Raw genomic sequence first — 19806 nt, 5'->3', positions numbered from 1 at the left:
AACGAAATGGGGCAGCCGAAGCCGCCCCATGATCTACCGGTCACGAACGCCCGATCAGGGCGCCGTGATCAGAAGAAGCCCAGCGCGTTCGGGCTGTAGCTGACCAGCAGATTCTTGGTCTGCTGGTAGTGGTCGAGCATGGCCTTGTGGGTCTCGCGGCCAATGCCGGATTCCTTGTAGCCGCCGAAGGCCGCGTGGGCCGGGTAGGCGTGGTAGCAGTTCGTCCACACGCGGCCGGCCTGGATGCCGCGGCCCAGGCGGTAGGCGCGGCTGCCATCGCGGCTCCACACGCCGGCACCGAGGCCGTAGGGCGTGTCGTTGGCGATGGCCAGCGCCTCGGCCTCGTCCTTGAAGGTGGTCACGGCCAGCACGGGGCCGAAGATCTCCTCGCGGAAGATGCGCATGTTGTTGTGGCCCTGGAACAGGGTCGGCTGGATGTAGTAGCCGCCGGCCAGGTCGCCGCCCAGCTGCGCACGCTCGCCGCCGATCAGCACCTTGGCGCCCTCTTCCTTGCCCAGCGCGAGGTAGGTCTGGATCTTGTCCATCTGGATGGACGAGGCCTGCGCACCCATCATCGTGTCGGTGTCCAGCGGGTTGCCCTGCTTGATGGCCGCGACGCGCTTGATGGCGCGCTCCATGAAGCGGTCGTAGATGGATTCCTGGATCAGCGCGCGGCTGGGGCAGGTGCAGACCTCGCCCTGGTTGAACGCGAACAGCACCAGGCCTTCGATGGCCTTGTCCAGGAAGGCGTCATCGGCCGCCATCACGTCTTCAAAGAAGATGTTGGGGCTCTTGCCGCCCAGCTCCAGCGTGGCGGGGATCAGGTTGCTGGCCGCCGCCTGCGCGATGACCTTGCCGGTGGCGGTGGAACCGGTGAAGGCAATCTTGGCGATGCGCTTGCTGTTGGCCAGCGGCATGCCGGCTTCGCGGCCGAAGCCGTTGACGATGTTGAGCACGCCGGCGGGCAGCAGGTCGGCGATCAGCTCGGTCAGCACCAGCAGGCTGATCGGCGTGCTCTCGGCCGGCTTGAGCACGACGCAGTTGCCCGCACCGAGAGCCGGCGCCAGCTTCCAGGCCGCCATCAGGATCGGGAAGTTCCACGGGATGATCTGGCCGACGACACCCAGCGGCTCGTGGAAGTGATACGCGATGGTGTTGTGGTCGATCTCGCTCAGCGCGCCTTCCTGCGCGCGCACGCAGCCGGCGAAGTAGCGGAAGTGATCCACGGCCAGCGGGATGTCGGCATTCAGCGTCTCGCGGATGGGCTTGCCGTTGTCGACGGTCTCGGCATAGGCCAGCAGTTCCAGGTTGGCCTCGATGCGGTCGGCGATCTTCAGCAGCAGGTTGGCGCGGTCGGCGGCCGGCACGGCGGCCCACTTGGCGGCGGCGGCGTGGGCGGCGTCAAGCGCCTTGTCGATGTCGGCGGCGGTGGAACGCGCGGCCTGCGTGTAGACCTTGCCGTTGATCGGCGAGATCACATCGAAGTACTGGCCGTCAACAGGCGGCACGAACTTGCCACCGATGAAGTTGTCGTAGCGGGGCTTGTAGGCAATCTTGGCACCGGCCTGGCCGGGAGCGGCATAAACAGTCATGGCTTGTCTCCTGTGCGAATGGGGTAACGCCTGCTGAACAACGCAGAACCCGTGCCAGGCCGCCAGAGGCGCTTGCACACCGCTGCCGGGGCACAAAGCCAAGGGAAATCACCCGAGGACTGTTGCAGCCTGGAGCAGTTCGGCACAGGACGGGACACCGCGTCGCGCTAACACGCTAGTCCGGCGACTCGCCGCTGCCAACCCCCTCGATGTCTCACCGCGGCGCAGCCGGCCGCCGCATTGACACAGTCCTTTGGTGGAACCCAGCACCCGGCGGGCCGCCGAGGTCGCCTGACTGCTCCATCTCGCCGCGATTTCGTGCCGATTGCGACTGGCATGGAGCTTGCGCCTGGGCTGTCCACCCGCCCGCCGCATCGGCATGGCGGCGCACATCCATCAACACCGGAGACAACACCATGCAACTCAAGCCTCTCGCCGCCCTGATGGCCTTTGGTCTCGGCCTCGTGGCCGTCGGCAGCGCATCGGCCGCCGTGACCGAGCAGATGATCGAAGCCTCGTCCAAGTCCGGCCAGGAGGTCCTGTCCTGGGGCCTGGGCACGCAGGGCCAGCGCCACTCGCCGCTCAAGCAGATCAACGCCGGCAACGTCGCCAAGCTCGTGCCGGCCTGGGCCTTCTCCTTCGGCGGCGAGAAGCAGCGCGGCCAGGAGTCGCAGCCGCTGATCCACAACGGCAAGATGTTCGTAACGGCGTCCTACTCGCGCATCTTTGCGCTGGACGCCGCCACCGGCGCCAAGCTGTGGAAGTACGAGCACCGCCTGCCCGACGGCATCATGCCCTGCTGCGACGTCGTGAACCGCGGCGCGGCGCTGTTCGACAACCTCGTCATCTTCACGACGCTGGACGCGCAGATCGTGGCGCTGGACCAGAACACCGGCGACGTCGTCTGGAAGGAAAAGATCGACGACTACGCCGCCGGCTATTCGTCCACCGCCGCGCCCATCATCGCCAACGGCCTGCTGCTGACCGGCGTGTCGGGCGGGGAGTTCGGCGTCGTCGGCCGTGTCGAGGCGCGCGACCCGCGCACCGGCAAGATGGTCTGGACGCGCCCCACCGTCGAGGGCCACATGGGCTACATCTGGGACAAGGACGGCAACAAGCGCGAGAACGGCGTCTCCGGCACGCCCGGCAAGAGCTGGCCAGGCGACCTGTGGAAGACCGGCGGCGCGGCCACGTGGCTGGGCGGCACCTTCGACCCCAAGACCGGCCTCGCCTACTTCGGCGCCGGCAACCCCGCACCGTGGAACAGCCACCTGCGCCAGGGCGACAACCTGTTCAGCTGCTCAACGATCGCCATCGACGTGAAGACCGGCCAGATCAAGTGGCACTACCAGGGCACGCCCAACGACGGCTGGGACTTCGACGGCGTCAACGAGTTCATCACCTTCGACATGGACGGCAAGCGCATGGGCGCCAAGGCCGACCGCAACGGCTTCTTCTACGTGCTGGACGCGACCAACGGCCAGCTGAACAACGCCTTCCCCTTCGTCAAGAAGATCACCTGGGCCACCGGCATCGACCTGAAGACCGGCCGCCCGAACTTCGTGCCCGAGAACCGCCCCGGCGACCCGACCGCCGGCGCCGACGGCAAGAAGGGCAACTCGGTGTTCTCAGCGCCCTCCTTCCTGGGCGGCAAGAACCAGATGCCCATGGCCTACAGCCCCGACACCAAGCTGTTCTACGTGCCGTCCAACGAGTGGGGCATGGAGATCTGGAACGAGCCCATCGCCTACAAGAAGGGCGCGGCCTACCTGGGCGCCGGCTTCACGATCAAGACGCTGAACGACGACTACATCGGCGCGCTGCGTGCCGTGGACCCCAAGACCGGCAAGATCGTCTGGGAGGTCAAGAACAACGCGCCGCTGTGGGGCGGCGTGCTGACGACCGCCGGCAACCTCGTGTTCTGGGGCACGCCGGAGGGCTGGCTCAAGGCCGCGGACGCCAAGACCGGCAAGGTCGTGTGGCAGTTCCAGACCGGCTCCGGCGTCGTCGCGCCTCCGATCGCCTGGCAGCAGAACGGCGAGCAGTACATCGGCGTCGTGTCCGGCTGGGGCGGTGCCGTGCCGCTGTGGGGTGGTGACGTGGCCAAGCGGGTCAGCTACCTCGAACAAGGCGGCATGGTCTGGGCCTTCAAGCTGCCCAAGTAAGCCGATTGTTCCGATGTGAAGGCGCCGGCCTGCGCAGGCGGGCCGGCGCCTTGTCTTTCTCCGAGGTATTCCCCATGCAACCCACCCGCCGCATCTTCATGCTCCAGGCCACGATGGCCGCCCTCGCCAGCCCGGCCATCGCCCAGACGTCGCCCGTCGACGAAACCAGCGAAACCGCCGTGGCGCTCGGCTACAAGCACGACACCACCAAGGTCGATACCGCCAAGTTCCCCAAGCACCAGCCCAGCCAGCACTGCGCCAACTGCCAGTTCTGGCAGGCCAAGCCCACCGACGCCTGGAGCAACTGCGCGATGTTCGGCCGCAAGGCCCAGGTCGCGAAGAACGGCTGGTGCAATGCGTGGGTGAAGGCGCCCGGCTGAAGTGCAGGGCTTCGGAACATTTGCGAATGGCGGCTGTGGGTTGCTGCGACTGCCGGCCATGCCGGATCGCTCTCCATCAGACGTTCACCTCGCTCAGCATGCACATTGGACGCAGCCCACCTGAGTTGCCGATGGGCGCTATCGACCCGAAGCGGACGTCGGAACCGACCTACCAAGCTTCCGGAAAGCTGCCGCTCAACGCTTGAGTTAAGCCGCGTTGCGAAGCAACGTCGGCTTGAATGAATGGTTAGGTGCCAAGCCTAGATGTAGAGAAGCGGCCACGCTAGCCCGCCAAGCGCAAACGCGGAAATGCACCGGAGTGAAAATTTCGATGGACTGCGCGCAAAGGCGGCACATAAGAGCGCCCATGGAAGAATGACAAGCGGGCCAGCAAGAATGAATCCGAGCTGGGATGGGACAAAAAAGATAGCAAGACCGACGGAAATGATGCCGACGACCAGACACCAGACAACCCAAGCGCGTTTGTCTCTTAGCTTTGAGGCAAGTGACTGCAAGTCCACCATTTGCACCTAACGTGTTGTAGACCGCAGGCCAGCGCGGCCTATCACGGCAGTCCGCGCAGTAACGGGTCGCCCGGAAGCCGGGCTAAGTGCTTGTTGCATATGAACTTCCTCCACTGTGCCGCGCTGCCAATCGGGTGCTATTTTTCCGGGCAAATGCCGCGCCGGTTACAAACCTATCGAAGGCGCCGGCCGGCCAGCGGCGCCCGGATGTTGCCATTGCCAGTAGTCCGTGGTTCACGCGGAGAACCCTGGCTCGAGGCCGTCGCGCTGGGGCGGCTCCGGCAGTAGAGACGCCGACTCAACGCTTGAGCACAGGCCCCACACCGTGGTCGCCATGAAGCAGCCAGTCGTTGACGGCTGCTCCTGGCTGGAAGCCGTCCCCGGCAAGTAGCGCTTCGCGGAACTCCGGCCCTCTTTCCCCTTGCTGGTACCGGTACCCTGGCGCACTGCGCGAGAGCCCCCACCAGGCCGGCGACATGACCACATTCAGCGGCTGAAGACGCCGTCAATCAGGCCCCGTCGCAACGCCAGATGTGCCATCGCCGCGGTGCTGGCCAGGCCCAGCTTGTCGCGGATCTGCGCCTGCAGGTTGGACACGGTCTTGGAGCTGAGATGCAGCGCCGCCGCGCAGCCCGCCGGCGTCAGGCCCTGCGCCAGCAGGCGGAAGACCTCGAATTCGCGGTCGCTCAGGCGCTGCAAGCCCTCGTCATCGCCACCGACAGGCGACGGCTGCAGCCAGTGCGCCGGCAGCCCACCGCACAGATGCCGCCGCCCCGCCATGACGCGGGCGACCGCGTCCAGCAGTTCCTGCGGCTCGCTGCTCTTCGTCACGTAGCCGCGCGCGCCCATCGCGAACGCCCGCCGCACCATCGCCTCGCCCTCGTGCATGCTGAACACCAGCACGCGCGCACCGGCGTCGCGCTCCAGCAGATGGCGCAACAGTTCCAGCCCGCCGCGGCCGGGCAGGCCCAGGTCGGTGATGGTCAGCTCGGGCTGGTGCTCGCGGTGCAGGTCCAGCGCCTCGTCCACCGAGCCGGCCTGGGCCACGACGCGCCAGCCCCCGCCCAGCTCCAGCAGGCGCTGGTAGCCGGCGCGCACGACGGGGTGGTCATCCACCAGCAACAGCCGTGTCATGACGCCACTCCGATGGGCAGCGGCAGCCACAGCTCGACGCGCGTGCCTTGCCCGGGTGCGCTGCGCACGTCCAGCCGCCCGCCCAGCGCCGCGGCGCGCTCGCGGGCGCCCAGCAGCCCCAGTCCTGGCGTCTCCGCGCTCGCATCGAAACCCAGGCCGTCATCCTGCACGCTCAAACGCACGCCCCCCGGCAGCACAGCCAGCTGCACCTGCACGGCCGTCGCGTGCGCGTGGCGCAGCGCGTTGGACAGCGCCTCCTGCGCAACGCGGTAGACGGCCATGTCGACGTCTTCGCCAAAGCTCATCGACTCGCCATCAGCGGCCTCGAAGCGGCAGGCCGGCCAGGCGCGCTGCGCACACAGCACCTGCAGCGCGGCGGCCAGGCCCAGAGCATCGAGGTCCGTGGGGCGCAGCTGGCGCAACAGGCGGCGCACGCCCAGCTGCAGGCTCTGTGCGCTGTGCGCCGCACGGCGGGCGGCGTCCTGCGCTGCGGCCAGCTCCGTGCAGCGCTCGGCCACCGCCGCTTCGAAGCGGATCGCCGTGCAATGCTGCGCCAGCTCGTCGTGCAGCTCACGCGCCAGCGACTGACGCTCGGCCTCCTGCACGGCAATCAGTTGGCGCGCCAGCTCGCGGTTGTGGCGCAGCAGCCTCGCTGCCTCGCGGTGGCGGCGCCAGGCCGCCCAGGCCAGGCCGACGGTCATGACCGTCAGCGCCAGCGGCAGCTCGTCCACCTGCCAGGGTTCGTAGCCCTCCAGCACGGCGCTGAAGCGCTCCCGCCACTGCCCCGCGCTGCCCAGCGCCCAGACGGCAAGCGTCGCGGCGCCCACCGCCAGCAGGTCGCGCCGCGCCGGCATCACCGCCACTCCTCCAGCTCCAGCGTGCGCGAACCGCCGATCAGCATCGGCGAACTGGACGGCTCGCTGCGCTCCAGCTTCACGAGTCCGACGCCGCGGCAGTACCACTCGCGCGTGTTCAGTGGCTGGTCGCGCCAGCCGGTCATCGGGTCGACGAAGACACGCACCGTCGCGCTGCCGCGCACGCGCAGGCAGGGCGAGAACCTGCCCGCGGCCGTCTGCACCTCGTCGGCGACGGCCTCGATCTCGTAGGTCATCGGCACGTCGGCATGGCTGTGGCGGATCTCGCGCGGGTACTCGCTGGTGCGCATCAGCAGGTAGGCCGTCGTCGGCGCCTGCCACTGCGTGCCGACGGCGAACGGCGCCTTCAGCACGTAGCGGCCCGGCGCGTCGGCCACGGGCTCGGTCTGCATGTCGCTCTTGCTGGCCACGCGGACGATGCCGCCGTCGTCGGCGCGCAGCCAGTAGTTCACGCCGCTGTCACTGCGGCGCTGCCAGGCGGGCTTGTCGTCCAGCACCAGTGTGTCGCTGCCCAGCGTCCGCATCGTCAGTGTGTCGCGCTCGGCGGCGTCGTTGCCGCTGCGCGTCGTCACCGTGTAGGTCCAGCGGTGGCCGGCTTCGAGCGGGAACCAGGCCTCGTTGCCGGTGCCGGGCGAGCGGGTGCAGCCGGCCAGGGCCAAGAAGAGAAGGGGAAAGCAGCGGCGCCTGAGGCCGGCGTATTTCGGGCCGGGCGCCGGGTCGCTCCCAAGCCGGCCCGTTGGGCGATGTGCTCGCGGCTCGATGCCGCGAGCATCGCCGTCCCCTCGGGGGACCGGCCAGGGCCGCCCGCGTTCGGCGTGGCGAGACTGGACGAGGGGCATATTCATTTCTCCGGCAATTGAGGCAGGGGCATGTCGCGCAACTTGACCTGCTGCTCGTCACTGCCGGGCCGCAGCCAGGCCAGCCCCTTGCGGCCGGTCTTGGGCTCGGCCGTGCCGAGCTGGCTGATGCCGTTACGCACCTTCTTCACGCCGTCGTTCAGCAGTGCGTGCAGGTCCTTGCTGTAGGGCAGCAGGTAGGCCCGCGGCTGCGCGGCGGGCTTGCCGTCCTCGATGGCGTTGACCCACACGTAGAGCGCGCCGTCGCGCTTGCCCGTGGGCTCCTCGATGACGGCGGCCAGCAGCACGAAGCGCTCGGGCAGCGGGTCGCCACTGGGCCAGCCCCACAGCGTGTGGATGGCGCCTTCGGCGTAGAAGTAGAACGCGCTGACGCCGACGACCAGCAGGCCGCGCAGCCACGCGGGCCAGCGCGATTGCAGCAGGGCGAGCAGGCACAGCAGCAGCAGTGCGGAGAAGCTGAGGACGATGGGCAGGGTCATGTTCGTTGCATCAGGCTTTTGGGGAGCGTGTTCACGTTGACGACGCTGCCATCGGGCAGCAGCGTGAAGCGCACGGCGGTGGCCTCGTCGCCCTGGCGGGCCAGCTTGACGGTGCCGTAGAAGACGACGTCGGCGCGCGGGTTGACCTTGATGACCGTCACGGTCACCGGCACGGCCTGGCCGTCGTGCGACTGGTAGTACTGCACGTTGACGATGTGCTCGCCGGGCACGATGCCGCGCAGGCTGACGACTTCCTGCCGGAACGGGCTCTGGATGCGCTGGCCGTTGATGATGGCGGCCGCGTTGCCCTCGCCGCGGTCGTCGCGGTCCAGGTACATCAGCCCGGCCTCGCGCTGGCGGAACCACACCAGGTTGCCGCCAGGGTCCTGCACCCAGGTGTCGATGTCGTCGGGGCTGTTGTCGGGCCAGGCGACGTTGATGAGGTACTCGGCCTTGGACGGCACGTCGCCCGCCTTCAGCGCGCGCGGGTTCATCGCCAGCAGCGCAACGATGAAGCAGAAGACGAAGCCGATCAGCAGGTTGAACAGCATGTCGTAGAACGGGTCGACCTCGGCCTCCCGCGAGCCTCGGCGCAGGCGGCGGGTCACGCGGCGTCCTTCGCCAGCGCGGCGCGCTGGATATCGGCGACCAGGGCGTCGGCAAATCGGTCCAGACGCGTCAGCTGCAGGCCCAGCAGGATGTTGCCCACCAGTCCCACCATCGTCGTCAGCAGCGCCACGCCCAGGCCCGCGGTCAGGCTGCGCAGCAGCTCCTGCGACTGCGCGGGGTCGAAGCTGTGCAGCTTGCCGATGGACAGGGCCAGCATCGAGAAGCCGATGACCTTGCCCAGCAGCCCCAGCTTGAGCTGGATGCCATTGACCCACCAGGCCGTGCCGTGCGGGCCGTGGCTGTGCTCCAGCAGCAGGTCGGTGGCCAGGCCACCGGGCGCGCTCAGGTACTCGGCCGCCCAGCTGGCCTCGCCATCACGCGTGCGGTGCGGCTCGGCCAGCAGCAGGCGCTGGCGCTGCAGCTCGCGCGAGCGCTGGCCGCACCACAGCGTGGTGCACAGGAAGACGGCGGTGATGACCAGCGTCAGCCCGGTCGGGTCAGCGCTCAGCAGCAGCGCCCAGACGCCACGCACGCCCAGCAGCCAGGTGCAGAAGGCCAGGCCGCCGACGAGCGTCAGCCACTCCAGCCACAGCGGCTCGGCCGGGCGCGAGGGACGAGAGATGACCACCGCGCTCATAGCTCGATCACCATGCCGTCATGCGCCACCTCGATGCCCTGCTCGGCCAGCTCGCGGTGCTGCGCGCCGCCGCGGTCGAGGATGGGGTTGCTGTGGTGGATGTGGGTCAGCACCTTGCGCGCCGCGCCGCTGGCCCGCAGCGCGTCGATCATGCCGGGGCGCTCGCCGTGGCTGCGCTGCGGCAGGTGGCCCTTCTCGCTGGCACTCAAGTTCCCGACGCCGGCCTCCTGTAGGCCGTGCTCGGTCCAGAAGCTGCCGTCGACGACGACGCAGTCGGCCTCGCGCATGCACGCCAGCTCGGCCTCACCGACGCCGGCCATCGCCGGCGACAGGAAGAGCCGCCCGCCCGTGCGCACATCCTGCACCTGCAGCGCGATGCACTCGCCGGCGGCCTCGCTGCGCGGCCGGGCATGCCGCGGCGTGCGCGCCGGCACGGCGACGACGGCGAAGCGCAGCGCCGGGAAGCCCGGGATCTCGAACGCCGCGCTGCGCCGGTCGCCGGCGATGGGCAGCATGCGCCAGCGCACACGGCAGTAGCTCTCCAGCACGTGCAGCAGCGGCAGGTCGGCCGTCAGGTCCTCGAACACCAGCGGCGTCGCGTACACCTCCAGCTCGCGGCTCTCGCGCAGGCTCAGGAGGCCGGCGACGTGATGCAGCCGCGAGTCCAGCAGCATGACGGCGCGGATGGGCACGTCGCCCGCATGGCCCGGCTGCAGTTCGCGCGTGTCGCGGATCTGCTGCGGCAGGTCTGGCGATGCGTTGATGAGCAGCCAGCCCTCGCCGGGCAGACCGTCCTGCGAGATGGCGATGGATGATTGCGTGCGTGCGCTGGCGTCGAGCTCGCCGCGCCGCCAGGCGCTGCACAGGCGGCAGTGGCAGTTCCACAGCGGGAAGCCGCCGCCGGCGCCGGAGCCGAGCACGAGGAGCTTCATGAGAAGCTCCGCTGGAAAGAACGGGTCATGGGCAAGGTTCCACGGATCGATGCCCCATCGGTGCAAAACCCGTGCCTTGCGTTTTCGGCCGTTCAGGCCGTGTCAATCGGGGGTTTTGCTCCAGATCGGCACAGTCCGCGGCGCGCGCCCCCTGGGAAAGTCCCTGGCCGTTTTCCGCGCCGGCTTGATGTCAAGCAACAACGCCGCGGCCCGTCCGGGCCGCCGCCGGCGTCACTCGGGCTGCTGCTCGCCGGCGGCGTTCCAGCGCAGCTTGCGATAGATGGTGTTGCGGCTGATGCCCAGCTGCTTGGAGGCCAGCGAGATGTTGCCGCCCACCGCGTCCAGCGTGGCGCGGATCATGTCGATCTCGGCCTGGCCCAGCGTGCGCGCCGTGGCAGGCTCGGCCGCCGGCGCCGCGACGGGGGCCGGCGCGGGCAGCACGGGCATGGGCTCGTAGGACGCCCACGCCGGCGCGGGCGCCGGTGGCGGCAGCACGTGGCCGCCGGCGCGCTGCATGTCTTCGAGGAAGTCGTCGGACAGATGGGCCGTCGTCACCAGCCGCTCGCCGGCCGACATGACGGCCGCCGTGCGCAGCACGTTGGCCAGCTGGCGGATGTTGCCGGGCCACTGGTAGCGGCGGAACATGCCCAGCACCTGCGGGCTCAGTTCGGGCGTGTCCTGCGGGCGCTCGGCCTGCAGGATGCGACGCACGATGGCCTCCAGGTCGGTCCGCTCCCGCAGTGCCGGCAGCCGCAGCGCCAGGCCGTTGAGGCGGTAGTAGAGGTCTTCGCGGAAGGTCTGCGCGGCGATCATGTCGCGCAGGTTGCGGTGCGTCGCGCCGATGACGGCGATGTCCACGGCGATGGACTTGGTGCTGCCGAGAGGCGTCACGCTGCGCTCCTGCAGCGCACGCAGCAGCCGCGCCTGCAGCGCCAGCGGCATGTCGCCGATCTCGTCCAGGAACAGCGTGCCGCCATTGGCCTGCACCAGCCGGCCCGGCGCGCCCTTGCGCCGCGCGCCGGTGAAGGCCCCCTCCTCGTAGCCGAACAGCTCGGCCTCGATGAGGCTCTCGGGGATGGATGCGCAGTTGACGGCCACGAAGGGCTGGCGCGAGCGGTTGGAGTCGTGGTGCACGGCGCGGGCCAGCAGCTCCTTGCCCGTGCCGGTCTCGCCGAGCACGAGCAGCGGGATGCCGCGGTCCAGCACGCGGCGCACCTTCTGGATGACGGTCTCCAGCTGCGGGTCGCCGGTGCGCAGGTATTGCAGGCCGGAGAAGCGCTGCGCGCCCGTGGCGTCGACCTGGACGGGCTCGACCGCCGGCGCCGGCTCGCGCACCTCGGCCACCTCGGCGTCGGCCACGTGCATCCCGGCCACGACGGGCCGCGAAGGCCAGTCGAAGCGTGCCGTGACGAACAGCGTCTGCCCCGTCGGCAGGCTGACCTGCATCGGCGGCGACAGCGGCATGCGGAAGTGGTCGTAGACGGCCGCCGGTGTCGTACCGAGCAGGCTGCTGAGGCTGCGCGCGCGCAGCTCGGCGCCGCGCATGCCGAGTTGGTCCAGCGCCGCGCGGTTGGCGCCCAGCAGGCGGCCGTCGGGCGAGACGACGAGGATGCCTTCCAGCAGCGTGCCGATGAACTCGGGCCGGCTGTGGAAATGCAGGCGCAGGCGGTTGTTGTAGTCGTCCGAGAGCCAGTGGTTCTCGATCATGCGGGCCGACATGCGCACCAGGCCCATGGTGTGCTGGTGGTAGCCGCGGTGGTCGCCGGTCACGTCCAGCACGCCCAGCATGTTGCCGCGCGGGTCGAAGATCGGCGAGGCCGAGCAGGTCAGGAAGCTGTTGGCGTGCATGAAGTGCTCGCCGCCATGGACCAGCGTCGGCGCCTCCTCGAACAGCGCCGTGCCGATGGCGTTGGTGCCCTTGGCGTGCTCGGCCCAGTTCTCGCCCGGCGCCAGCGCCACGCGGTGGGCGCGGGCCAGGAAGCTGTCGTCGCCGACGGCATGCAGGATGGTGCCCTGCGCATCGGTCAGCACGATCATGCTTTCGGTGTTGACGATCTGCTCGTAGAGCAGTTGCATGACCGGCGCGGCGTGCGTGTACAGGCGCTGGTTGCGCTCCCGGGCGACGTTGAGGTCGCTGCGGACCAGCGGGTCGAAGCCGCTCTTCTCGTGGCGCTTCAGGCCCAGGGCTTCGCTGCGCTGATGGCTGCGCTCGATGAAGGCCTGTCGCGGTGGCGCCAGGGGGGCCGCGCCGGCCGGCGCTTCGGTGTCGATGGACATGAGGCTTCCTTGGCCTGCCTCGACAGGCTTGTCTCCGTTGACTGCGCGATCAGATGCCGCGCTCGTTGAGGTCGGCATTCATCGTGTCCCAAACCGCACCGGCTGTCCATGCGCTGACGCAAGCGAGGGCGTGAGCGACTGTGTCAAGTTGGAGCAATCCGGCGCTGGCATGTGGCTTGCAGTTTGAGCCTCGAACCCGACACGGGCCTTGCAGCCCTCGACAACCACGGAGACAGCTTCATGAAAACCCAACCCCTCGTCATCGGCGGCATTCTTTGCATCGCCGCCCTGGCCGCCACCATGCAGGCCTGGGGCCACGGCGACGTCACGCCGCAGGCGGTGGACACCACCAGCCTGCCCCAGCTCGGCGAAGGCTGGCGGCCCGAGAACCCCTACCGCGGCAACGAGGCGGCCATCAAGATCGGCACGTCGGCCTTCAACCAGAACTGCGCCCGCTGCCACGGCCTGGAGGCCATCTCCGGCGGCATCGCCCCCGACCTGCGCCGCCTGGACAACGACTGCACCACGCTGAAGGACGATGCCAAGAAGGCCGCCTGCGTGAAGGAGAACGACGACTACTTCCTGAACACCATCCGCCACGGCCGCAGCCGCAACGGCGCCGTCTACATGCCGCCGTTCGAGGGCGTGTTCACGCAGGAAGCCATGTGGGCCATCAAGTCCTACCTGGAAACCCGCCGGGAGAAGCCGCTGTGAACAGAAGACACCTCCTCGCGTGGGCGGCGGCAGGTGCCCTGACCGGCACGCAGGCCGGCGCCACCACGCTCGCCCAGGTCCGCGAACGCGGCCGCCTCGTCGTCGGCCTGTACGAAGACATGCCGCCCTTCCACCTGAAGGGCAAAGGCATCGACGTCGAGCTGGGCCAGGCGCTGGCCGAAGCCATCGGCGTCAAGTTCTCGCCGCTGCCGTTCATCGCCGACGAGAACATGAACGACGACCTGCGCAACATGGTCTGGAAGGGCCACTACCTCGGCTACGGCCCGGCCGACGTGCTGATGCACGTGCCGGTGGACCGCCCGCTGATCGAGGCCACGCCGCAGGCACGCATCTTCGGCCCTTACTACCGCGAGCACGTGGTGCTGGCGCGGCGCGTGGCGGACCTGCCGGTGCTGGACAGCCTGTCCCAGCTCGGCACACGCCGCGTCGCCGTGGCCGGGCAGACCCTGGCCGGCTGGCTGATGATCGGCGCGGACAACGGCGCCTACCGCGAGCAGCTGCTGACGCAGTGGAAGGACGGCTGCGACGCGGCCCGCGCGCTGCAACGCGGCGAGGTGGCCGCGGCGGCCGGCCTCTCGTCCGAACTGGAGGCCGTGCTGGCCGGCGACACTGCCTACCGCATCGAGCCGCTGCCGTCGCCGCGCGCCCCGCGCGATGGCTGGGCCGCCGGCATGGCCGTGAAGCGCGACGCCACCGACCTCGCCGAAGCCTTGCAGGACGCGCTGAACCGCCTCTCGCAGGCCGGCCGCGTGGGTGAGATCTTTGCCAAATACAAGGTGGCCTGGCGTCCCGCCTGAATCGACCACCGCCCGAGGAGACACCCATGAAAAAGACATTCGCGCAGGCGACGCGAAGGACCGCCCTCGCGCTGGCCGCGAGCACCGCGGCGGCGGCCCAGGCCGAGCCGACCGTCCTCGAACCCGTCGTCGTGACGGCCACGCGCAGCGAGGCGGCCATGTCCGCCCTGCCCGCTTCCATCGACCGCATCGACGGCGACGCGCTGCGCGCCGGCCGCGCCCAGGTCAACATCTCCGAGGGCCTCGGCAGCGTGCCCGGCCTGCTGGCCCGCGACCGCCAGAACTACGCGCAGGACGTGCAGATCTCGGTGCGCGGCTTCGGCGCGCGAGCCAGCTTCGGCATCCGCGGCGTGCGCGTCTACGTGGACGACATCCCCGCCACGCTGCCCGACGGACAGGGCCAGATCACCAATGTCGAGATCGGCACCGTGGGCCGCGTGGAAGTGCTGCGCGGGCCGTTCTCTGCGCTGTACGGCAACTCGTCGGGCGGCGTCATCAGCATCTATTCCGAAGCCCCTGCCGGCCCGCCACGCGTGGACACCGGCGTCGCCTTCGGCAGCGACGGCCTGCGCCGCGTGGGCGCGGCCAGCAGCGGCAAGCTGGGCAGCTTCTCGTACACGCTGGGCGCGAGCCGCTTCACGACCGACGGTTACCGCCAGCACAGCGCCGCCGAGCGTCGGCTGGAGAACGTGCGACTGAACTGGAAGCTGGGCACCGACACGCAGCTCACGCTGATCGGCAACAGCGTCGAGCTGCCCGAAGCGCAGGACCCGCTGGGCCTGACGCGCGCGCAGTGGCAAGCCGACCCGCGCAGCGTCGACCCCACGGCGCTGAGCTTCGACACGCGCAAGACGATGAAGCAGGAGCAGGTCGGTGCGGTGCTGGAGCACGGCGTCGACGCGGCCAACACGCTGCGGCTGATGGTATACCAGGGCCACCGCACGACCCAGCAGTTCCAGTCCATCCCGGTCGCGACGCAGACCAACCCGCTGCACCCCGGCGGCGTCATCGACCTGGCGCGCGACTACGAAGGCGCCGACATCCGCTGGCGCTGGAAGGGCGAGACCGTCAACCTCGTCGCCGGTGTCGCCGCCGACGACTTGCGCGAGCACCGCGTCGGCCGGCAGAACTTCATCGGCACGACGCTGGGCGTGGCTGGCGCACTCCGCCGCGACGAGACCAACCGCGTCAGCAGCGCCGACCCCTACCTGCAGGCGCAATGGCAGCCCACCGCGGCCTGGCTGCTCAGTGCCGGCGTGCGCCACAGCCGCGTCAACTTCAGCTCCGCCGACGCCTACATCACCAAGACCAACCCCGACGACAGCGGCAGCGCGCTCTACGCCGCGACGCTGCCGGTGCTGGGCGCGAGCTACGCGGTCGGCGAGGGGCTGCACGTCTACGCCACCGCAGGCAAGGGCTTCGAGACGCCGACGCTCAACGAGCTGGCCTACCGCGCCAGCGGCGCCACCGGCCTGAACTTCGCGCTGCAGGCCTCGCTGAGCCGCAGCGTCGAGATGGGCGTCAAGGCCAGGCCCTGGGCCGGCGCCGAGGCCACGCTGGCCGTGTTCCAGACGACCACCGAGCACGAGATCGTCACGCAGACCAACGTCGGCGGCCGCGCCACTTACCAGAACGCCGGCGCCACGCGCCGCCGCGGGCTGGAGGCGTCGGGCAGCTGGCAGATCGCGCCGACGCTGCAGGCGCAACTCGCCGCCACGTGGCTGGACGCGCGCTACCAGGACGGCTTCCTGACCTGCACGGCCACGCCCTGCGCCGCGGCCAACCAGCAGGTCGCCGCCGGCAACCGCATCCCCGGCATCGCAAAGACTTCGCTGTACGGCGCACTGACCTGGCAGCCGACCGGCGGCTGGCGCGTCGGTGTCGAAGGTCGGGCGCTGGGCAAGGTCTGGGTCAACGACCTGAACAGCGACGCCGCGCCCGGCTACGCCACGCTGGCGACGTTCGCCGGCTACCAGCTGAGCGTCGGCGCCTGGGACCTTGGCGCGCTGCTGCGCGTGGACAACCTGGCGGACCGCCGCTACGCCGGGTCGGTCATCGTCAACGACGGCAACAACCGCTTCTTCGAGCCCGCGCCGGGCCGCACCTGGCTCGCCAGCGCGACAGCCTCTTACCGTTTCTGAGGAGAACGCCATGCACCGCGTCCTGCCCACGCTTACCCTGCTCGCGGCCACCATCGCGCAAGCCCATGCCGGCCCGCTGGCCTATGTGTCCAACGAGGGCTCCGGCACGCTCAGCGTCATCGACACCGCGACCGACGCGGTGCTGTACGAGCTGCCCGCCGGCGCCAAGCCACGCGGCGCCGTCATCAGCCCCGACGGCCGCCGTGCCTACGTCAGCGACCAGCCCGGCAACCGCCTCGTCGTGCTGGACCTGGCCGCACGCCGCCAGGCCGGCGAGATCCCGCTCGGCGAATCGCCCGAGGGCCTGGGCCAGTCGCCCGACGGTCGCTGGGTGACGGCCGCCGTGGAGGAGAGCAACGAGGTCGTGTTCGTCGACACGCGCACGATGACGCGCAGCTTCGCCGTCAAGGTGAAGGGCAAGAACCCCGAGCACGCCGTGTTCAGCCCCGATGGGCGCTGGGTGCTGGTCAGCGCCGAGGAGGGCGAGGCGGTGGACGTCATCGACGTGGCCAAGCGCGCGCAGATCGCACAGATCCCGGTCGGCACGCGACCGCGCGGCATCGGCTTCTCGCCGGACGGACGGCGCGCCTTCGTCGCGGCCGAGATGTCCAGCGAGATCTACGTCATCAACACGCAGACCTTCACGGTGCAGGACAAGCTGATGGCAGGGCCCAAGAGCAACGGCATCAGCGTGCACCCGGACGGCCGGCGCGTGTTCGTTTCCAACGGTGGCGACGGGACCGTGTCGGTGCTGGACGTGGACCGCATGACCTTCGTCGCGACCATTCCCGTCGGCCAGCGGCCGTGGAACATGGCGCTGACGCCAGACGGCCGCAAGCTCTACGTGGCCTGCGGGCGCTCGGGCGCCGTATCGGTCATCGACACCGAGACACAGAAGAAGGTGGCCGACGTGACGGTGGGCAAGCTGCCGTGGGGCGTGGTGATCCATTGACTGTTCCAGCGTGGCGCAGCAGGCGGTAGTTCCTCGGGGGCCATGACGGGAAGTCTTCCCGAGCCACCGCGCCCCTCGCTCCGAAGAATCGTCCACAACAAGAACGGCTCAGAGGACGACATGAAATCCCATCACCACAGGCTCGGCTTCGCGGCGCTGGCCCTGCTCGCGTGGCCCGCCGCGCAGGCGCAGATCCAGCTGGAACGCGTCGAGGTCGTCGGCCTGTCGCCGGTGGCCGGCGCCGACGTACCGCGCGACTGGATCGCCGCCGCCGTGCAGACCGCGCGCGCCGCCGACATCGAGCGCACCCAGGCGCTGGACCTGAGCAGCTTCATGAACCGGCGGTTGGGCAGCGTCCACCTGAACGAGGTGCAGGGCAACCCGCTGCAGCCGGACGTGAACTATCGCGGCTACACGGCTTCGCCGCTGCTGGGCACGCAGCAGGGCCTGTCGCTGTACCTGGACGGCGTGCGGCTGAACCAGCCGTTCGGCGACGTCGTCAGCTGGGACCTGGTTCCGAAGGCGGCCATCGCGTCCGTCGCGCTGAACCCCGGCTCCAACCCGCTGTTCGGCCTCAACACGCTGGGCGGCGCACTGGCCGTGCAGACCAAGGACGGGCTGAAGAACCCGGGCTCGTCGCTGCAGGCGCTGGCCGGCTCGCACGGCCGCGGTGCCGTTGAGTTCGAGCATGGCGGCAGCACGGCGGACGGCACCCACTGGTTCGTCACCGGCCACCAGTTCGACGAACGCGGCTGGCGCGATGACTCGCCGTCCCACGCGAGCCAGCTGTTCGCCAAGCTGGGCCGGCGCAACGGCGACACCGACATCGCGCTCACCGCCGCCGCCGCCCGCACCGACCTCAACGGCAACGGCCTGCAGGAGCAGCGCTTCCTGGCGCGCGACCGCGCCAGCGTCTACACCAAGCCCGACAACACGAAGAACCGCGCGCTGCTGCTCAACCTCACGCTGTCGCAGGCGCTAGGCGAGCAGTGGACGCTCAGCGGCAACGTCTACGCGCGGCAGATCCGCACCCGCACCTACAACGGCGACCTCAACGACGACGCGCTGGACCAGTCGCTCTACCAGCCCAACGCCACCGAGCGCGCCGCACTGACGGCCGCCGGCTACACGGGCTTCCCGACCTCGGGCGAGAGTGCCACCAACGCGCCGTTCCCGAAGTGGCGCTGCATCGCCCAGGCCCTGCTGAACGACGAGCCGGGCGAGAAGTGCAACGGCGTCATCAACCAGACCCACACCAACCAGAGCAACGCGGGATTCGCGGCGCAACTGGGCTACGACGGCCCGCTGCTGGGCTTGAAGAGCCAGTCCCTCGTCGGCGTGGCGGCCGACTTCAGCCGCAGCCACTTCACGCAGGGCTCGGAGCTGGGCTACCTGACCGCCGACCGCAGCATCACCGGCGTCGGCGCCTTCGGTGACGGCGTCAGCGGCGGCAACATCGACGGCGAGCCTTACGACACGCGCGTCGACCTGTCAGGCAGCGCGCGCACGTTCAGTGTCTTCGCCAGCACCGTGCTCAGCGTGGCGCGCAACGCGCACCTGACGCTGTCCGGCCGCTACAACAGCACAAGCGTGAAAAACCGCGACGCCATCACGCCTGGTGGCGGCCCGGGGTCACTCGACGGTGACCACCGCTTCAGCCGTTTCAACCCAGCGCTGGGGCTGACCTTCAATCCCGTGGCCAGCGTCAACGCCTGGGTCGGCATCAACCAGGGCAGCCGTACGCCGTCGTCCATCGAGCTGGGCTGCGCCGACCCCACCAACCCCTGCAAGCTGCCCAACGCCTTCGCCGGTGACCCGCCGCTGAAGCAGGTCGTCACGACGACGGTCGAGGCTGGCGTGCGCAGCACGGCCGGCGGACCGGTCGCCTGGAGCCTGGGCCTGTTCCGCTCCGACAACCGCGACGACCTGCTGTTCGTCGCCGACAACGCAGCCGGCTTCGGCTACTTCAAGAACTTCGGCAAGACGCGGCGCCAGGGCGTGGAGCTGGGCCTCAGCGCCGAGCCAGCCAAGGGGCTGACGGCGGGTGCCAACCTCACGCTGCTCGATGCCACCTACCGCACGGCCGAGGTCGTCAACGGCGCGTCCAACAGCAGCAACAGCGCAGCGCAGGCCGGCTTCCCCGGCGTGGACGGCACGCTGCAGATCCAGCCCGGCGACCGCATCCCGCTGGTGCCGCGCCGCATGCTCAAGCTCTACGTGGACCTCGATGTCGGCGAGGCCTGGTCGCTCGGCGCCGATGCCGTCGCGATGGGCCGCTCGCTCGCACGCGGCAACGAGAACGGCCAGCACCGGCCCGACGGCATCTACTACCTCGGCCCCGGCTACAGCGCCGGCTACGCGGTCGTGAACATCAACGCCGCGTGGAAGCTGGCCAAGGGGCTGAAGCTGTTCGCGCAGGTCGCCAACCTGTTCGACCAGGCCTACAGCACGGCCGCCCAGCTCGGGCCCACAGGCTTCAACGACGCGGGCAACTTCCAGAGCCGGCCGTTCGCCGCGAACGCCAACGGCGACCGACCGTTGCGCCACGCAACCTTCTACGCACCGGGCGCGCCGCGCAGCGTGTCGGTGGGCGTGAAGCTCAGCTTCTAGGCACAAGCCCTGTACCGCTGCTGCGCGCGGTGACAGCGGCGCTGCAGCGCGCAGCAGTGGCAGGCAGTGGGCACGCCACAGCCGACGCACGGCACGACCCGCAAAGGCGT

16 protein-coding genes are annotated in these 19806 nt (G+C 69.8%); 7 read left to right on the top strand and 9 right to left on the bottom strand.

Annotation, left to right across the window (positions count from 1 at the left end; genetic code table 11):
- Positions 1 to 68: 68 nt before the first annotated feature.
- Positions 69 to 1592 (bottom strand): acetaldehyde dehydrogenase ExaC, encoded by a 1524-nt coding sequence (gene exaC / locus ACG04R_RS19040; RefSeq protein WP_394414389.1) that lies wholly within the window; start codon positions 1590 to 1592, stop codon positions 69 to 71.
- Positions 1593 to 2008: 416 nt separating this feature from the next.
- Here exaC and ACG04R_RS19035 point away from each other — a divergent pair, with 416 nt between their 5' ends.
- Both ACG04R_RS19035 and ACG04R_RS19030 read left to right on the top strand, forming a co-directional pair.
- Positions 2009 to 3757, top strand: coding sequence for a PQQ-dependent methanol/ethanol family dehydrogenase (locus tag ACG04R_RS19035; RefSeq protein ID WP_394414386.1), 1749 nt, complete (start codon positions 2009 to 2011; stop codon positions 3755 to 3757).
- 74 nt (positions 3758 to 3831) lie between these two features.
- A complete protein-coding gene (locus ACG04R_RS19030; RefSeq protein WP_394414383.1) occupies positions 3832 to 4137 on the top strand; it encodes a high-potential iron-sulfur protein in 306 nt (101 codons plus the stop codon).
- A gap of 1010 nt (positions 4138 to 5147) precedes the next feature.
- On the opposite strand, the gene ACG04R_RS19025 is transcribed toward ACG04R_RS19030, so the two are convergent.
- The 8 genes from ACG04R_RS19025 to ACG04R_RS18990 form a co-directional block, all read right to left on the bottom strand.
- The gene (locus ACG04R_RS19025) at positions 5148 to 5795 is read right to left on the bottom strand and encodes a response regulator transcription factor (protein WP_394414381.1); all 648 of its coding nucleotides are present in this window, start codon (positions 5793 to 5795) and stop codon (positions 5148 to 5150) included.
- Positions 5792 to 6649 (bottom strand): sensor histidine kinase, encoded by an 858-nt coding sequence (locus ACG04R_RS19020; protein WP_394414378.1) that lies wholly within the window; start codon positions 6647 to 6649, stop codon positions 5792 to 5794. The genes ACG04R_RS19025 and ACG04R_RS19020 overlap by 4 nt, the downstream gene beginning before the upstream one ends.
- Positions 6649 to 7329 (bottom strand): hypothetical protein, encoded by a 681-nt coding sequence (locus ACG04R_RS19015; RefSeq protein WP_394414375.1) that lies wholly within the window; start codon positions 7327 to 7329, stop codon positions 6649 to 6651. The genes ACG04R_RS19020 and ACG04R_RS19015 overlap by 1 nt, the downstream gene beginning before the upstream one ends.
- Before the next feature lie 182 nt (positions 7330 to 7511).
- Entirely contained in the window at positions 7512 to 8006 is a 495-nt protein-coding gene (locus tag ACG04R_RS19010) for a hypothetical protein (protein ID WP_394414373.1), read from the bottom strand.
- A complete protein-coding gene (locus ACG04R_RS19005) occupies positions 8003 to 8614 on the bottom strand; it encodes a hypothetical protein (protein ID WP_394414370.1) in 612 nt (203 codons plus the stop codon). The genes ACG04R_RS19010 and ACG04R_RS19005 overlap by 4 nt, the downstream gene beginning before the upstream one ends.
- The gene (locus tag ACG04R_RS19000; protein WP_394414368.1) at positions 8611 to 9252 is read right to left on the bottom strand and encodes a hypothetical protein; all 642 of its coding nucleotides are present in this window, start codon (positions 9250 to 9252) and stop codon (positions 8611 to 8613) included. Before ACG04R_RS19000 ends, ACG04R_RS19005 begins: the two co-directional genes overlap by 4 nt.
- A complete protein-coding gene (gene pqqB / locus ACG04R_RS18995; RefSeq protein ID WP_394414365.1) occupies positions 9249 to 10184 on the bottom strand; it encodes a pyrroloquinoline quinone biosynthesis protein PqqB in 936 nt (311 codons plus the stop codon). The genes ACG04R_RS19000 and pqqB overlap by 4 nt, the downstream gene beginning before the upstream one ends.
- A gap of 231 nt (positions 10185 to 10415) precedes the next feature.
- The gene (locus tag ACG04R_RS18990; protein ID WP_394414362.1) at positions 10416 to 12461 is read right to left on the bottom strand and encodes a sigma-54-dependent Fis family transcriptional regulator; all 2046 of its coding nucleotides are present in this window, start codon (positions 12459 to 12461) and stop codon (positions 10416 to 10418) included.
- Between the two features lie 240 nt (positions 12462 to 12701).
- Between ACG04R_RS18990 and pedF the strand changes: the two genes are divergently transcribed.
- The 5 genes from pedF to ACG04R_RS18965 all read left to right on the top strand — a co-directional run bounded on the left by pedF (position 12702) and on the right by ACG04R_RS18965 (position 19696).
- Positions 12702 to 13175, top strand: coding sequence for a cytochrome c-550 PedF (pedF, locus tag ACG04R_RS18985; protein ID WP_394414359.1), 474 nt, complete (start codon positions 12702 to 12704; stop codon positions 13173 to 13175).
- On the top strand, positions 13172 to 13993 hold the full coding sequence (locus ACG04R_RS18980) for a substrate-binding periplasmic protein (protein ID WP_394414356.1): 822 nt from the start codon (positions 13172 to 13174) through the stop codon (positions 13991 to 13993). The genes pedF and ACG04R_RS18980 overlap by 4 nt, the downstream gene beginning before the upstream one ends.
- Positions 13994 to 14019: 26 nt before the next feature.
- Positions 14020 to 16134, top strand: coding sequence for a TonB-dependent receptor family protein (locus ACG04R_RS18975; protein ID WP_394414353.1), 2115 nt, complete (start codon positions 14020 to 14022; stop codon positions 16132 to 16134).
- Between the two features lie 10 nt (positions 16135 to 16144).
- The gene (locus tag ACG04R_RS18970; protein ID WP_394414350.1) at positions 16145 to 17086 is read left to right on the top strand and encodes a beta-propeller fold lactonase family protein; all 942 of its coding nucleotides are present in this window, start codon (positions 16145 to 16147) and stop codon (positions 17084 to 17086) included.
- A 120-nt stretch (positions 17087 to 17206) separates the two neighbouring features.
- Positions 17207 to 19696, top strand: coding sequence for a TonB-dependent receptor (locus ACG04R_RS18965; protein WP_394414347.1), 2490 nt, complete (start codon positions 17207 to 17209; stop codon positions 19694 to 19696).
- The last annotated feature ends 110 nt before the right edge of the window (positions 19697 to 19806 follow it).

The organism is Pelomonas candidula, from assembly GCF_043555985.1.
In the GTDB taxonomy this organism is placed as follows: Bacteria; Pseudomonadota; Gammaproteobacteria; order Burkholderiales; family Burkholderiaceae_C; genus Pelomonas; species Pelomonas candidula.
Note: the sequence above shows the minus strand (reverse complement) of the source record. Positions and strands in the feature narration are given on the sequence as shown.